We start from the raw sequence: 16,604 nt of genomic DNA, 5'->3' as shown, positions 1-16,604 counted from the left end.
TTTGATGTTTGGTCGGTGCTGTAAAATCATTCAATTTATAAAATCGATTTAGCAATTCTATATAAAAAACCTGCTCATCTTTCCTTCCCGTATATCCTAAATTATCAGATCCCCCAGTTTTTATTGGGTGTTGCGCCCATACTTAGTTCAAGGGTGCCACCTGCCGCAATATCCTTATAATCGATATAGCATTTATTATAGGCTTTGCCGTTAAGCTTTGCCCCCTGTATATAAATATTTTTTGTCGAATTATTATTGGCGATGATGGTAAAGGTTTTACCCTTCGCGTATTTAGGATCAAGCTTTAACGTTACTTTATCGAATACCGGGCTGGTGATTTCCTGCCTGGTATCACCCGGACAAACCGGATGCAAACCACTCGCTGCCAATACATACCAGGCCGACATCTGCCCGACATCTTCGTTGCCTACCAAACCCTCTACGGAGTTTTTATAAGCCCGGCCGCAGATCTCACGGGTCCATTTCTGGGTGAGCCATGGAGCGCCCAACCTGTTATATAAAAATGGAACATGGTGTACAGGCTCATTGGAATGATTGTAGTAATCGTTCCACATCATGTTATCGGGCGTTTTTTCAAAAAGATTGTTCAGATCAGCTATCACTCTTTCGCGGCCGCCCATTAGTTTTGCCATACCATCAATATCCTGCGGTACAAACCACCCCTGCTGATAAGGGTTGCTCTCAACACAGCCGTACCATTGTTTAATCCGTCCCTCTGCAGGCCAAGGAAGCCAGTTGCCGGTACTATCCTTAGGCCGGAACCAACCTTTATCAGCATCAAAGATGTTTTTAAAGGCTTCTCCCCTTTCACCGTATTTTTTTACGTCGTGTGTTTTGTTAAGCGCTTTTGCAAGCTGTGCAACGCACCAATCGTTATAGGCGTACTCAAGCGTATAGCTTACGCCGCCACCACCCGGAGTAAAACCCTTGTCGCCATTACCAAATTTTTCAACAGTGCTCACCGCTAATTTATAGGCATCTGGTATATTATAATTGCGGATGCCTTTGGCATACGCATCGGCCATTACAGCTACAGCCGGATTGCCAAGCATACATCCGCTGTAAGCATTTAATAACTCCCAGCGTTCCAGGTAATCTTTCTTCTTTTCGTTGGCAAGCGTAACCAGCGAATTAACAAGGTCATTAACCAGCGACGGATTAATAATGGTTTGTAAAGGCATCTGGCTCCTGAAAACATCCCACCCGCTAAATATGGTACGTTTTTTAAATGTTGTAGTATGATGCACCTTGCCATCGCCACCCATATATTGCCCGGTAACATCGCTTACAATGCGGGGATCGATCATGGTATGGTACAGTGCCGTGTAAAACACCGTTTTTTGCTCAGTAGTGCCCCCCTGGATGCTTACTTTTGATAAGGCGTTCTTCCAGAGGTTAACGGTATGCTGATGAACAGCATCGAAATTCCAGTCCTTTATTTCGGCTTGCAAATTGGCTTTGGCACCGGCTATACTCACAAATGAAATACCCGATTTAAGCAATACCTGTTCACCGGCTTTGGTAGCAAATTCGCTATAAAAACCAAGATGCTTTCCCTGCTTTTCCGTCAAACCTTTAAGTACCTCAGCATTAGCTACGCGTTCCTGGTATTTATCGCCGGTAACATCGTCCAGCTTACGACCCCAGTCGCTTGGAATATCGGCACTCCAGATGCCATAGTTTTTAAGCGGCTTGCTGAATTGTGCATAAAAACACACTGTATAATCCGCATGTCCGTCACCGTTGCCCCAGCCGCCACCCTCAGGGGTGCATTTCATAAAGCCCTCAATAGTGTGGTCATCAACTACTTTTACATATTGCAGCGTTGACGTTCCCCCTACCCTCCGGGCCAGATCAATCTGGATACGCGATTGTTTATTTTGTGAAAAGGTAAAGCGCAACATGCCGCTATGAGGGGCGGCAGTGGCTTCGGCCCTGATATGATTATCAGTTAGCAGGACGCTGTAATATCCGGCCGATGCTTTTTCAGTGCTTTTATCGTAAGCAGAACGATATCCAACCCCAGTAGTGCCTGGTTTACCGGCACTGATTTTAATTGGCCCCGCTGTAGGCATTACCAAAAAATTTCCCAGATCACCATACCAGCCAATGCCACTCATTTGAGTAAAGGCAAAGCCTTCAATACTTTTATGTTCATAGCTATAGCCCGAGCCATTGTCGCCTCCGGTTATGGTGTTTGGGCTTAACTGTACAAGCCCATAAGGTGAGGCAGCGCCCGGAAACGTTTTACCTAAACCATGGTAAACCCCTGCTCCATCGGCGCTGGTGCTGGCACCTATAAAAGGATTAACATAGGAAGCCGCATTTTGCGCTTTAAGCACTGTTGCCGGAATAAACAACATACCCGTGGCAAATACGTTTATTAAACATTTTTTTAAGGCTGGCAGCGTAGTTATGTTCATAATAGTAGTACCGGATAGAAAGTTTAGTTTACCGTAAGTTTTTTATGACAGATAAACCGTCAGAACTAAAATTGACCGGTATTTATTAATTGGTTATTGCACGACCAAATTATATAATAAAATCGATTTAGCAAATTTTTGTTAATTTTATTTTTAAGGCTTAGCCGTGTTTAAATTAGCGACTTATTAATTATTCAATAAAATTCATTGCCGTTGACTTCAGCCAACGGAATAATGCCGTAAATTTAAGGGGCTTTAGCCAAAATACCATCTGAATTTGGCTAAAGCCCTCTCCTCATTGGCTATTTTACCGTTGGCTGAAGCCAACGGCAATGAATAAATCACTCTTTAAACAGCTTCTTAGAAATATTTAATGGCTTCCCTTAATATCACAATACTGTATTACAGCCATTTGCTAAACCAATCCAACGTCATTTTAAAATGTTCCGGCGTAGATGTATGGAATAGCTTTGGCGTTACATCGCGCATAATCTTATCGGTTGCCCCTTTCGATCTATATGCTTGTATGGCCGAAGCGTAAGCTATGTTTGCTCCGGGAAGCGGGCAATTGGGATCATTTTCTGTGCTTACAATCAACATGGCACGGGGCGCTATCATTCGCAGCATCGACGGACAATCGAACTCGCCGGTGATACCGGGTAATAGTTTATCCCATACAGCCTGTACATTATGCATGTTTAATACCGAATCGCCAAGGTCTTTAGCTGCCTGCAAATGCGTTCCCCGGATAGTACCTGCACGCCCCTGCCATTTATCATTATCTAACGACCATTTGAAACTTTGCACTGCAATATCCAGTACAATTACTTTTATCCGCTTATCTACCGATGCCGCAAGCCATGTTTCCATCCCTCCCATGGATATGCCGCCCATACCGATGCGGTTAGCATCTACATCGGGCCTGCTTGCCAGGTAATCGGTTACCCGCCAAAGGTCAAAAGCGGTATCAAACAAAAATGGATGGGTTTGATGGGCTTTGTCCTTATTTTCCCAGGCAGCAGTGGCAGCTGCTACGTATTCCTTTGAGCCATGAGCGCCTCCGGCAATGCGTTCACCATGAAAGCGGGCATCAATGGCTACGCCCATGATCCCCCTTTTAACCAATTGGTACAACATCTTTTTGTTGTCTTCCTTTTTACCACCTGTACCATGTAAAAAAATTACAGCGGGATATGGTTTGGTCCCGGTAACCGGCTTATAAATAAGAACAGGTACCCGCTCATTCTTTTCGCTATAAATAAAACCGTGTTCTATAATAACTGAATCTGTATGAGTAATAGTAAAAGATGGATTTAACGGAACACGAGGCCTTTCTAACAGTTTTTTAAAATCAGCAGCAACCTTATCAACAGGAGGATAATTTATTTGCTGCGCAAATGAAATCAAAGAGCATAACGATAATGTAATGCAGGCACAAAGCACTTTAATCTTAAACAACATAACATAATTGATTTACCTGTACAATGTATAAAATATGTGGCTTGATAAATGTAACAATACTAACATGCTACGTGAGAATATTGAAGTGTACAGGCGGGACAGGAAGCGTGGACTTGGTAAAAAGAATAATAGCTTTGTTGAGTACATTTTCCTACTCCTAAACTAAGGGCAGAGTAAAAAGTACAAAAGCTGAATGTCTCCATCCAGCTTTTGTAAAACTACCATTAACGGTAAATTTCTGAGCACGTTAATTTTCTTCGGCGTATTTCTTAAAGTTGTTAAGTATCGCCTGCCAGCCATTTTTTTGCATTTCAAGGGGATTTTGATCTTCAGGATCGAATGTTACTTCAACTTCGGTTTGATCGCCATGCGCTTTGAAGGCAACCGAGGCCTGCCTGCCGCTTGGCATGGTATAGGTAAACTCTTCACCATCAACAATTTCGTCATAAGTAGCTTCAAAGTCAAAACCGAAGCTCCCATCTTTGGCTTCCATTCTTGCCGAGTATTTTCCGCCTACCCGCATATCATTTGATGCAGAAGGACATTGCCACGAAGGATCGGCAAAGTTCCATTTGGTAATGTGTTCGGGATTGGTGTAATAATCCCAAACTTTTTTAGCATCTGCATTTACCGTGGCAGTAACAGTGATCTTATTGCTCATTTCTTACTTTTTTAAGGTTAATAATAATTGGTCAAGTTTTTCGAGGGTTGCCATCATTCCCTGTTCCATGCCCATCTGGATAACCGTTTCCAAATCTGAAAGCGATTTGTAAGTTACAATGGTTTCTACCAAAGCGTTTTCGCCTTTATCGGTAAAAGTTACAAGCCACTCCGCACGGGGAAGATCCTTATTTATTTCACCTTCTGCGTTACAAAAAGCATCCAATGATGTATAGTAATCAATGGGTTTGATTTTCAGATAGTCTGTCCAGCCCCAATATTCTGTGCCGTTAGGTTCCACCATGGCGTAGTGCCAGTGGCCACCTTCGCTAAAGTCCATGGATTTGGTTTTGGTGGTTAAGGGCGCTGGCGCAAACCATTGATCGAGCAATTCGCTTTTAGTATAACAGTCCCAAACCAATGGTCTGTCGGCTGAAAACTCACGTCTGATGGTCAGCGTATTTTTTACTTTGTCGGCAATAAAATCGAAGTGCAAATTATTTTTCATTTTTGTTGTTTTTTTAAGGTTGCTAAAAGGTTATCGAGTTGCAGGAAGCGGGTTTCCCATATTTTCCGGAATTGCTCCAGCCATTTGTCTATTTCTTTCATTTTGTCAATCTCCAATAGATAGTAAATCTCCCGGCCCCGGTGCTCCGGTTTCACCAGTTCACATTCGGTTAAAACCCGCAAATGCTTTGAAATTGCCTGTCGGGTAGTATCAAAATGTTCGGCAATAGCATTGGGTGTCATTGCCTGCAATGCTATTAAAGCGATAATAGCTCTGCGGGTAGGATCGGCAACAGCCTGAAAAATATCTCTTCTCATTGAAGTACTATTTACGAACCGGTTAATAAGACCGCCGGTTCATTTAAAACTTATTTCCTGATCATGGGCAGGTATTTTTCCCAATTGTCAATAATTACCCAAAGAACAATTGCGATCAATACTAATACGATAGGTAAACCTGATGGGGCCATACTAATATTAGCCAATAAAATACCGGTTAAAAGAGGTACAAGTACTAATGCGCCGAGCGCCCTGGTTCTTGGAATAATCAATAATAAACCGCCAAAGATTTCCATGGCACCAACCAGCGGCATGAGCCATCCTATTTGCATAAAGGCCTGCCCCGCTTTCACCATTTTTTCGGGCATTTCTTTAGGCATCGGCATGTAATGAAAAAATTTGTCAAGACCGGCGTTGATAAACATTAGCCCGGTTAGCAGGCATAAAACAAATAGGATTTTAGTTTTCATGGTTTGGTTTATTTAAATAAGAAACTGATTGGTTGCAAATATATGCGCAACTAATTGGTTTCGCAAATTTATTTTGATTTTTTTAGTTATAAACACAAAGCCCCGATATTTGCGATATCGGGGCTTCTAATTATCCAATCTTATAACTGTTATCCCAGTTGCAGATCTTTTTGCTGTACAGCGCCTGGTTGCCCAGGTGCACACTGATGGCGGTGCGGGCTCCCGTGAATACATTACTGTCCGGTAGCTCATTATGCTGTATTTTCTGATAAAAATCGTTGAATGCATACCAGGTACCATCTTTCGTGACCTCGGGCAGAATGGGTGTGCCTCCTTCTTTATTCCATACAATACGTGTTGCACCGGTTACGCCGTCTACCGTCCCTTTTTCTTTCAATAGTTTTTTCTCAGGGTAAAACATGCCCTGGTCGGTTAGCAGGGATACAGTACCCAGGGTACCTTTAATCTTGAAAAGATATCCGTCATGCGCATTGCCGCACATCGCGCCGAAATTACCGATCAGGCCCAGGTCCGGGTAACGTAACATCAGTTGTACATTATCATAGGTCTCCCGGCCATCTTTAAACACATCTATTCCACCGGTGGCAAAAAATTCCTGCGGATGGGTATCAAAAACCCAGTTAATAAAATCAATCTGGTGCGAAAGCAGTTCGGCCGCCAGTCCGCCCGAATATTCTTTGTACATGCGCCAGTTGATGGCCCGTTCCAGTGAAGGATCGGGCACCGGGCGCCGCCAGTTGCCATTGCGGTCCCAGCGGCAATCTACTTGCGTTACTTTGCCCAGGTAGCCTTTATTGATTATCTCTTTAACCCGGTAATATAAAGGCGAATAGCGGTACTGGTGACCAACCTGCAGCACCTGGTTGCTGCGCCCATGCATCAGGCCCACAAGCTCAAGCGCCTGATCAATGGTATAGGTCATTGTTTTTTCCAGGTATAAATGTTTACCCGAGCGGATAACGTCAGCTGCCACAGCGTAGTGCAGGTACAGCGGAACAGCAACGATGATCGCCTCCACCTGCTTATCATCAATTAATTTACGGTAATCCGTATATATTTTCACTGAACCAGGCTTAACCAGCTTTTGTGCTGCTGTCAGCCTGAAATCGAGCACATCGCATAAGGCAGTAATGCGGAACTGATCGGGCATTCCGTTAAGGATATTCATAATCCCGGTACCACGGTCGCCACAGCCTACCACTGCAATTTTAACGGGATCGGCCCCGGGCTGTATTGCACTCAGGTTTTGGTTTAGCAATAGTCCGCCTGTTAGCAGGCCTGTATTTTTTAAAAAAGTTCTTCTCTCCATTTATCCAGTTTTATTGTTGATATCCTTTAAAGTAAGCAGTAACCGTATCTGCTATACGGCCATCCGGCTTCCGGTATACAATATAAGCACCCAGATCCTTCCGGTTTTTCAGGAAGCTCAACGTGCGTTTTAATCCCATCGTCATAAACCCGTTATCATAACCATCCGCTGTTATTGCATCTTTTGCATAAACGGTAACACTGATCATTTCGTTTTGTATTGGGTAACCTGTTAACGGATCCATTAGGTGCGAAACCTGTTTGCCGCCTGCTTCATGATGTTTGCGGTAATTGCCGGATGTAGTAATGGCGCCATCTCCCGGTTCGATCACTTTACGCATCGGGGCCGGGTTCAGGTCATCACCACTGATGCCTTCAATGCCTACCTTAAACGGCTCGTTGCCGGGTTTATGGCCTTTAACGCGTAATTCGCCACCCAATTCGATGAGATAGTTATGAATGGAATGCTGTTCCAATAACGAAGCCAGCAGATCGACAGAATAGCCCTGCGCGATGCCGTTGAGATCCAGTTGTACTTCCGGCTGGGTTTTGTGTAAAAAAGTACCTTTCAAACTGATTTTATCCGCTCCTACATGATGAAGGAGGTTTTGTACTTCTTTCCGGTCGGGGTCATGTGCCGGTTTAATTATACCAAATCCCCAGGCATCAACCAAAGGTTTCACTGTGGGGTCAACCAGCCCCCCGGTTGCGTGGCTGATCTGCAGCGCACGGGTGATCAGCACACGAAAAATCTCATCTATACGGATACCTTTTGCAGAACGGTTGAACTGGCAGATAAGCGAATTAGGCTGATATAGGGACACCGACTGATCAAAACGCTTTAACAGGCTATCCGTTTGCACTGTATTCACCAGGCTGTCGGGCGCATAATACACAATACTATATGTGGTACCTTGTGCATACCCCTTCAGTTCGAAGCGGCGGGGCTGCTCCTGCTGTACGAAAGCACAGCACATCAAAATAAAGACGTAAGGATACGCCAGTAAGGTCGTTTTCATAGTCAGATAGCCAAATGTAAGCATTCAGCCGCTTTTTTATCTTATTGCTTGAAATAAGCTTGATGATCATCTGCGGGCTACCGGAAGATCAATTCCCCTTGCTAAAATTCGTACCCCAAACGATAAATGAACTCCTAAAGACCGGTAGTTAAAGCGGCTTTAAGTGTTTTAATATGCAATGAGCTGATTTAAAATTTGATTAACACCTTTCCAAAAGGCTTTTCCTCTATTAAATAACGCTGGGCTTCCGGTGCATCGGCGGCATCAAACACTTTTGCTACCGTTGGTTTTACAGAGCCGTTAGCAAGTAATGGTAATAGCTGATTCCATACATATTGCTGTTGCTCGGCTGTAAACCAGCCCGAAAGGCTTTGCCCCCGCATTTGAAGGCCCTTCCACACAAAATCAGTAATGTTTGCTGTAAACTGTGCCCCTGCAGAATACCCAATGTTTACGATGATGCCATTTCTGGCCAGGGCCTTAATAGCGTTGCCGGTTAAATTACCACCAACACTATCAATAACGATGTCAACCCCTTTTCCACCGGTAATACGCATAACGCCTTCGTTAATACTTTCATTTTCCAAATTAATTACATTTTCAAAACCTGCTAATTCCGCAGCTTTTGCTTTTGAGGCCGATCCTGCTGTTGTTATTACCAATGATTTTCTTTAATTAATCGACTAATAGTTTAGCATTTAAATACAATGTCATTATTTCATCTCTTTTCAATATACGGCCAAACACTTTTATATTAGTTAAAAATGATGAAGCTGAAAGATGGCCGCAGCTGCTCCCTATTGTTTTTAGCGGACAAACGAATTGCTTTTCGACTGACTCTATTTCTTTGCCATCGATATAAAGAGTACAGTTGTTATGCCCGCCGGTCAAGGTTATCTGCGTCCATTTATTTACAGGGACAATGCTATTAAATACCTGCCGGTAAAAATCTTCACCCTCACCTGCGTACTCTTTATAGCCAACAGTCCGGGCAATACCTAAACCGGTCTTGCCTGATTTTTTATCTTTAAGGTTTAGGAAAATTGTTCCGTAGGGCGATTCGAACAGTACCGTCGTTGTATCGCGGGTATCTGTTTTTTTAACCCGGAAGCTCAATGTCCAGGGTTGTTCTAACTCGTCGGCTGGTAAGTTTAGCCGAACAAAATCATGCTGATCAAGCGCCAATACAGATTTTGACTCATAACCGGCCAAAGGTTTTATTAGTTGTTTATTTACAGCGTCGGGTAAAGTATTTTCTTTGAAATCGACGTCAACGATTGGATCACTGTTTTTGGAAGCGTTCAATAGCCTTGTATCATTTACTTTCGGTACGTTTTTCAGGCCGTCAACTCTCTTTATAAATTCATCAAAAGAGGGTGACATTTTATTGCCCCATAGTTTTTCGGCCATTACGGGTAAAGCCACCGCAACCTCGTCTGCCGTTTCATGATAGGTAAAACCCATTGGCCCAAGATCATTCCATACATGCAGCTTCGCCCCTAACAAATCAGGTTCGCCCGGGTTTAGCTGCTGGTTTGGCCCGAAATCATTCGGTGCCCATTTTTCATACAAAAACTTATTATCTACGCCATAGTAATTTGTACCCGGAACAATATACAGCCACCCGTCAGTTGATTGTACCACCTGGTGCCCCGCTTTAATCTCCTCCTTCGCATTATTACCCAACCACATATCAATCATTATATTACTATCAATAGGGGTAAATCCCGGCATTTCGTTGTATCCGGACCATATCATTACTTTTTTCCCTTTAGCACCTATGTATCTGTTGAAATGATTGATATAGTTACAAAAGCCTGCTGCAAAAGCCTTACGGTCTTCTGTCGTAGTAGCCTTTTTAAATCTGTACTCATCAGTTCCGATATGGAAATAGGGTGATGGAAATAACAGCACAAATTCATCGAAGATCTTTTCCATTATGGCGGTGGTTTTGGGATTTAATACATCCAATTGCCCATCCTGCAACTTCTCATTTTTTAGCTCGGGGGCAATATCCAAAATACTCATGGCATGGGCGGGCGCATCAATTTCCGGGATGATATTTATGCCACGATCTGTGGCGTATTGTATCAAATCCTTGATTTCCTGCTGTGTGTAAAATCCATCTGTAGCGGTTAGCTGCGGATATGTTTTACTTTCGACCCTGAAAGCCGCGTAATGCTGCCCGTGAAAAGCCTGATCGTTTAAATGCAATTGTAATTGGTTCATTTTATACCAGCTCATGCGGCATATGTAATCTTTCAGCTGCGATATCGGGAAAAATTTGCGCCCGACATCCAGCATAAATCCCCTAAAAGGATAAGCAGGGATATCTGAAATAATATAACAAGGAATACTTTGCTTATCGGCACTCTGTTCAATTAACTGCAACAAAGTCCTGGTGGCATAAAAAACACCGGCCTCATCCATTGCCTTTATAATGATCTTATCCGGTTTGATTTCCAGGTGATAAGATTCCCTTTGGAGTTGCGTTAAGTGACGCTGGGGTTTTATTTTTATGATAATATCATTCTTCCCTCTTTTTGCCTGTAACCCGGATTGCCGCTCCTTGCCTTGCAATGCAGCCAGGTCTTCAAGGAATATTGCAACGGTTTTTTGTGTTGAAACAGATGGCTTAAATTTAAATACCGTAGCAGCGTTAATAATAAAACTGCCGCTACCTGCCTGCCACTGATGAACCGCCGGTATAATATTCGGCGCAATATTATTCACCTGGGCGTACAGGCCCGATTGTATTAAAACAAAGAACGTGATGTACGTGATTAATTTTTTTGTTGAGATCATTCAAATAAATTTCGATGAGGTTATAAATAACAATTGAGAAAACTGGAGAGGTAATTTGTCGCTTCTCCGGTGGTTTTAACCATATCCGTAGCCTGTTTATTCAATAGTAAACCATGTATAACTCCCGGGCGCTATGTTGAAGGTTAGCGTAATCTCATATTTCCTGTCAACAGGATACTTTTTAGCTATCCCTCCCTTTTCCCTGAGCAGGGCCGAACTTGTTAAACCGGTGTAATACATGGGTACCTTAATGGTTCTTGTGATACCAACTTTAAGCGGGTTGTAAAGCATGAGCATTCCTTTTGTACCCAGTTTCGGATTTACATGCAGCAAACCATCCCAATCTCTGCCGTCGGCCCGGCGAAGATGGATGATCTCGGAGTTAAGGATGCTGCGATATTTTTTATACCAGTCAATTACGCTTACTACCATCTTTCGGGTAGCCTCGGTATCGTACAATCTTGGACCGCGGTAACAGGCCTGGACTCCCGCCCCGTAATATTGCACCATCAATTGTTCATAATCTTTCAAATGATCCGAAAGCGGTTCCAGCACGGCTTCGGGGCCACCGCCCTGATACCGGGTAAGCGGCACAAATCCCCAGCCCATAGCAGGGGTCTTCTCCCAGGTGCCGTCAAAAATATTCTGACGGTTCAGGATCATTTGCTGATCACGCGGCAAAGAAAAATTGACTTCTCGGTAGCCTAAGGCAATTTTATTGGTGCCATCCAGAAAATACCAGTCGGGAGCGTTTACATAAACACCGTGCTCATTGCACCAATGATATAAACCTTTTTGCAGTTCCATTTGCTGCCATTGGCTATCATCCAGGTTTTTATGGCCGGGGTGCGTAGTTGAAGCACAAACATCACCGGGATAAGGGCCGTCATTTTCAAAAATATCGAACCCGGTTTTACTAATAAAATATTTTAACTTATCCAGATAAGCCAGGCCCCATTTGCTGCCCAAACAAGGGGCATTACCAAAGAAAGCAGCGGCATCCGGCTTTTTTGTTACCGGATCGATCACATCATCTTCATCACTGATCCGCCTCGAACTAAATAAAGAATAGCCCCCTATCAGGATATGCTTACTGTGTGCATAATCGGATAGCGTTTTCCAGCGTTGTATGTTGACAGCCGAGCTGTCTTCCATATTGCAATGGCTTCCAAAGCTGAGGATCAGGGCTTCATATCCTGTCGCCGCGCATTGGTCTATAGCCTTTTTTACATCATCATCGTTACGGCTTACCAGGTGCATGAAGATGGGATTTTCGGTTGTCCATGGAGCTATAGTGCTGTACATTTTCCTGATGGCCAATCCGCGCCTTTCGCGGTCATAACTATCCATTAGTAACTCGTAAGTGCGAACGGAGTTAAAAACCTGCCCTTTTGCCAATTGTATACCAGTAGCCTTTTCCGGGTATACCTCTAATAAACACGGCGTTTGATAATTATAATTTACCTGTGATGTATAATTACTGTCGGCTTTCCAATGGGTAGTTTGGTCGCTGATGTCATATCGCATAGAATTGTTAAAGGCATAGTTAGTCTCCAAATAGAGGCCGTGCTGTTTTTCCATTTGCGCCGGCGAACCCACTACAGCACTTTCTTCCTCTACTGTTGCAAGCACCTCATTTATAACCCTGTTTAACGTTATCGCTTTATTTCCTTTATTCTGAACCGAAAGCCATTTCACAATAAGAGGAATGTTATTATACAGTTCATAATGTACAGTAACAAGCAGCTCTTTTAAGCCGTCAACATTTGATTTATAGCTGAATGACAACATTTTACCGGAGCAGGTTGCGATATTAAGCGCCCAGCCTCGCGGTTGCCAACGGATGTAAGGAGGAATATCCGTTACCGAAAACGATTGAAATTGAAAATCATTTTCATTGCCTTTGAATCCGCTAACCCATTCGGGCAGCAGATAGGCATTCTCCTTTTGCCCGTAAAGGCCTCCGATATTATATTCCCTGCCATCAACGGTTAACTTCGCTTCGGGCTTTACAGCCCTCAGCAATTGCTGGCCGTTGCTCATATTGCTGTAATCAATGCAGGCCACATTTTGTTGAATCCGGAAGGTTCTTTTTACCAAACCATTGCTCAAAATAATGTTTTCACCATCAGCATAAACGTCGGCTTTTTGCTGAACCGGGTTTACCAGCCAATCCTGAGAAAGGGCCGATCTGTCATTTTCCTTCCAGGCAGGTAATTTATTATTCGCTTCTTGTGCACTGGCGATGCTGATGATGCCCCAAAAAGCAATCGTCGAAAAAAACAGCTTTCTTTTCATTTATTTCTTTTCAATTTGTTCCATATTTTAAAAGCAACACTATACGCGCAACCTGTTCAGTCAGAACGAATGCGGATAATAGCGGTTACTTACGCTTCCATCTTCAAATAAATCTAATATAGCATAGCCAGGCGGGGTTTCGCGGTAATAACATTTAGCCGCCGAATCACTGTCGCCGTCTTCCCACCAAAATCCACTTAAGGCGCCGTTACAATAGTAGCGAACGCCATCATAACCGGCCTCATCAAGTAAATGGATATGGCCGCTTATACAAGTGATTGTTTTGTCCCGGTGTTTATTAAATAAATTAGTGATATATCTTGCATCTGTATGGTTGCCTCCTTCCATTATGGTACTTACGCCCAAAATCGGGTAATGGCTCATACACAAAACGGGCGTGCCGCGCCGCAGTGACGCCAGGTCGTTCTCCAGCCACTTTCGCTGTTCGGCATCTAATGAACCTGCATTATCATTATTGCTGTCGAGAATGATAAAATGCCACCCATGCTTTTCAAAACTGTAAAAGCGGCCCGGCATTTCAAGTTGAGCTATTACATGCGGTTTGCCATACATGCCGTCGGATTTGTCAGGGCAAGCCCACCACATATCATGATTACCCAAACAACTGTATACTTCATATTCCTTAAATATTTCACGACCGTTTTTCCATATCGCCCACTGTTCGTTGACCCGTTCACGGGTAATGTTATTGTAGTCGGCAGCGAATATGGAATCACCTCCGTTTAGAAAAAAATCGACCTTATGTTTCTTTATTTCTTCAATGCAGCGCCCGAAACGTTCAAGGGCATTGTATTCGGGCGGATATGTACATCTGTAATATGCGCTACCCGTAATACCCTTTTCTTTTCATGCGGCCCGGCCAAAACCTTCGGTTCGCATTTTACTCCCAATGGCAATGCTATGGCGAGCAAGCCTATCCCCTTTACCAGGTCCCGCCTTTTTTTGGGGTCGACAGTGTTTGTCATATTTTTAGTTGAGTGTTTTAATGGCCAAAATTTTGTTGCTGGCTGTGATTTGCAGCTGTACTTTTTGCCCTGCTTTTACCATCACTTTAGGCCAATGTAAAAACGCTGTATATGGAAGCGGCCTCTGCGCCTTGGCACTGCTTTCTGCAAAAACGGCTACGTTGGCATCATACCCGGTGTTGTTGCTCAACAGCAACGTGGTCGATTTCTTATCCTTCTTCAAAACAGCAGCGTCCACATGATCAAAAACCAGGAGCTTCCCCTTATCTGTTTGAAGATAAATTCCGGGCAATTCAATGGCCATTAACATGCCGTTCGTTTCTGTCCACGAATTCCGGGTGTTTATGAAATTGCCAACACTGCCACGGCCTTCGGCGTCACTGGGCTGAATCCGTTCCATGCTTGATCCGATAAGGTTGTTGGTAGTATAATGGCCGGGCATGTTTACTGCTTCGGCCTGCGCATGTTGAATATCCCTTATCAAATCTGCATATAATTTGTTACCTGTTGCACGGTATAATTTGAACAGGTAATCGCCCGAGGCTTCACAAATACCCGGAGCCGAATGTTTATTTTGAATACTGGCCCAAACCGCCCCGGTCATATGGCAGTTCAACTTTGCGATCTGGCTGCCGGCTGGAAAAACAGGATCATAGGACAATACCCAGGTTGAACAAAGCGCGGCTTCTACCTCGGCCTTTTGCAGCCAACTTTTATCGCCGGTAACGTTATATAAGGCCATCAATGATTCTAAAAAACCAAATGCCGATTCTGAATTAGCATCCATGCTAATATCTCCGCAGTCGCCGCCGGTGAGGCCCTGGTTTACCACATCGCGCTGGTAATAATAATTGGCAGCATCCCTGGCTACTCCAAGCCAGTCCGGATGATTAAAGTAATTTGCCGCAATAGCCAGTCCGCCGGGCGCTATCGCCCCTGCCGTTGAGTTAAATACGGCTATCTCGCCAGTTTCGGGTACGATGTACTGCCCAAATTCGCCGTATTTTTTCCAGGTTTTAGTAAAAGCTTCGGCCAGTTTCTTAGCGGCCGACTCCCATTCGGGCTTAATTATATTTCCAAAACCCTGTGCTTTCAGCAGCAACAGATGTTTCATCAGCCACAATAAAGCATCGCTATTTTTACGTACCATAGCCTGGCCTTCCGCGAAATCAGGGTGCATTTTTTCAAAAAGGAGGCGGCCATTTGCTTCTGTTCCGCCATAAAAAAAGCCGCTTTTCCCCTGAAGTTTATTCACAACAAAGTCTATCTCCTCCGCCACCCGCTCACGTTCTTTTGCATTATTAAGCGCCAGCATAGGATAGGTATTCATCATACCGCTCACCCAACCCAGCTGAAAATCGTCATTATTTTCAGGCTTGTAATAACTGCCGGCAGGAACATGTATAAAATTACCGCTGCATATTGCCGAACCTACTGCAAGTAACTTACTCATAGGTAATATATTGCGGGGACAATTTGGCCCGGTTATATCCTTACGTACCTGCATAAACTTCGTAAGCAAATCGGGAATGCTGCCGGCATCAAATACATATAACCTCATCGCAATGGTTACATGGTCGCCGGCTTTCCAGTCGCGTGCTTTATCGCCACTTTCATGAAAATCCCCAAACCCGGGCGCCATTCTGCGCACTGCAGGTGCCGAAATGCTAAAGCTGCAACTATCTTGTTTTGCATTTTCTGCAATGGTAAGGCCACTATTGCCCAACTGGGTCTGCTGGGTGGACAACAGGATAAAGCCTTTCTTTAATGATGGTGAATAAAAGCACATTGCCGGCGTTGCTGCATTGCCGGTTTGTAACTGCACCAGCGATGCTTTATCGTGTTCTGCGGATAACCTGGGGTTATTTGAAATGGTTAGCGGTACTTTGGGGTTATAGTACATATCCCTGGTGTAGGGTGGATTGTACCCGTTGCCAATAGCAGGATACCTGTTCCCGTTATACATACTTGCAGGCACCATAATATAATTTTTCCTGCTCCAGCGGCTGAAGCCAAAAGATACCTCCAGGGCCGTGGCAGCTGCATGGCCTTCTTTTAACTTAATATCGGCGGTGATATCCAGTATCCCGGCGCTTGTACCCTGTTTTGCGGTTAAGTTAAGCAACCACTGGGCACTGTCTGTTGTAAGGCTGTCGTTCCCGAACACAAATTTATTTAATGCTTTGGTACCCTCATATTGGATAGCGCTTACATGCATACTTCCATGTACAGCTTTTAAAAAATCTGGGGTTATAAGCTTTTTTACTCCCTGCGCATGGGCAATGCCTAATAAACATGTATAAATTATGAATGCGGAAAGGCAGCTTTTTTTGTTAAAGTTCATGT

Annotated in this window: 14 protein-coding genes; all 14 read right to left on the bottom strand. The window is 43.9% G+C overall.

The window, feature by feature from the left end; genetic code table 11:
* Positions 1 to 104 precede the first annotated feature (104 nt).
* Positions 105 to 2,444 carry a GH92 family glycosyl hydrolase gene (locus DIU38_RS07715; RefSeq protein ID WP_243770789.1) on the bottom strand — a complete coding sequence of 780 codons (2,340 nt, stop codon included), beginning with the start codon at positions 2,442 to 2,444 and terminating at the stop codon, positions 105 to 107.
* Positions 2,445 to 2,846: 402 nt separating this feature from the next.
* A complete protein-coding gene (locus tag DIU38_RS07710) occupies positions 2,847 to 3,905 on the bottom strand; it encodes an acetylxylan esterase (RefSeq protein ID WP_112654227.1) in 1,059 nt (352 codons plus the stop codon).
* 247 nt (positions 3,906 to 4,152) lie between these two features.
* Positions 4,153 to 4,566: an SRPBCC family protein gene (locus DIU38_RS07705; protein ID WP_112654228.1), complete on the bottom strand. Its 414-nt coding sequence runs from the start codon at positions 4,564 to 4,566 to the stop codon at positions 4,153 to 4,155.
* A gap of 3 nt (positions 4,567 to 4,569) precedes the next feature.
* On the bottom strand, positions 4,570 to 5,073 hold the full coding sequence (locus DIU38_RS07700) for an SRPBCC family protein (RefSeq protein ID WP_112654229.1): 504 nt from the start codon (positions 5,071 to 5,073) through the stop codon (positions 4,570 to 4,572).
* Positions 5,070 to 5,390: an ArsR/SmtB family transcription factor gene (locus tag DIU38_RS07695; RefSeq protein WP_091162735.1), complete on the bottom strand. Its 321-nt coding sequence runs from the start codon at positions 5,388 to 5,390 to the stop codon at positions 5,070 to 5,072. Before DIU38_RS07695 ends, DIU38_RS07700 begins: the two co-directional genes overlap by 4 nt.
* A gap of 50 nt (positions 5,391 to 5,440) precedes the next feature.
* Positions 5,441 to 5,821, bottom strand: coding sequence for a DoxX family membrane protein (locus DIU38_RS07690; protein ID WP_112654230.1), 381 nt, complete (start codon positions 5,819 to 5,821; stop codon positions 5,441 to 5,443).
* A gap of 130 nt (positions 5,822 to 5,951) precedes the next feature.
* Positions 5,952 to 7,151, bottom strand: a complete 1,200-nt coding sequence (locus tag DIU38_RS07685) for a Gfo/Idh/MocA family protein (protein ID WP_112654231.1) — start codon at positions 7,149 to 7,151, stop codon at positions 5,952 to 5,954.
* 10 nt (positions 7,152 to 7,161) lie between these two features.
* The gene (locus DIU38_RS07680; RefSeq protein WP_112654232.1) at positions 7,162 to 8,169 is read right to left on the bottom strand and encodes an FAD:protein FMN transferase; all 1,008 of its coding nucleotides are present in this window, start codon (positions 8,167 to 8,169) and stop codon (positions 7,162 to 7,164) included.
* Between the two features lie 188 nt (positions 8,170 to 8,357).
* Positions 8,358 to 8,831, bottom strand: coding sequence for a quinone oxidoreductase family protein (locus tag DIU38_RS07675; protein WP_112654233.1), 474 nt, complete (start codon positions 8,829 to 8,831; stop codon positions 8,358 to 8,360).
* Between the two features lie 13 nt (positions 8,832 to 8,844).
* Complete coding sequence (locus DIU38_RS07670) at positions 8,845 to 10,974, bottom strand: family 20 glycosylhydrolase (protein ID WP_112654234.1); 2,130 nt, start codon at positions 10,972 to 10,974, stop codon at positions 8,845 to 8,847.
* Between the two features lie 96 nt (positions 10,975 to 11,070).
* Positions 11,071 to 13,272 (bottom strand): alpha-galactosidase, encoded by a 2,202-nt coding sequence (locus DIU38_RS07665; RefSeq protein ID WP_208057559.1) that lies wholly within the window; start codon positions 13,270 to 13,272, stop codon positions 11,071 to 11,073.
* A gap of 60 nt (positions 13,273 to 13,332) precedes the next feature.
* Positions 13,333 to 14,046 (bottom strand): metallophosphoesterase family protein, encoded by a 714-nt coding sequence (locus DIU38_RS07660; RefSeq protein ID WP_244311304.1) that lies wholly within the window; start codon positions 14,044 to 14,046, stop codon positions 13,333 to 13,335.
* Positions 14,043 to 14,258: a hypothetical protein gene (locus DIU38_RS07655; protein WP_149354055.1), complete on the bottom strand. Its 216-nt coding sequence runs from the start codon at positions 14,256 to 14,258 to the stop codon at positions 14,043 to 14,045. The genes DIU38_RS07660 and DIU38_RS07655 overlap by 4 nt, the downstream gene beginning before the upstream one ends.
* A gap of 4 nt (positions 14,259 to 14,262) precedes the next feature.
* A complete protein-coding gene (locus tag DIU38_RS07650; RefSeq protein ID WP_112654236.1) occupies positions 14,263 to 16,602 on the bottom strand; it encodes a hypothetical protein in 2,340 nt (779 codons plus the stop codon).
* Positions 16,603 to 16,604 lie beyond the last annotated feature (2 nt).

The organism is Mucilaginibacter metallidurans (genome assembly GCF_003286435.2).
Lineage (GTDB): Bacteria > Bacteroidota > Bacteroidia > Sphingobacteriales > Sphingobacteriaceae > Mucilaginibacter > Mucilaginibacter gossypii.
This window is presented reverse-complemented; position numbering and strand designations above follow the sequence as displayed.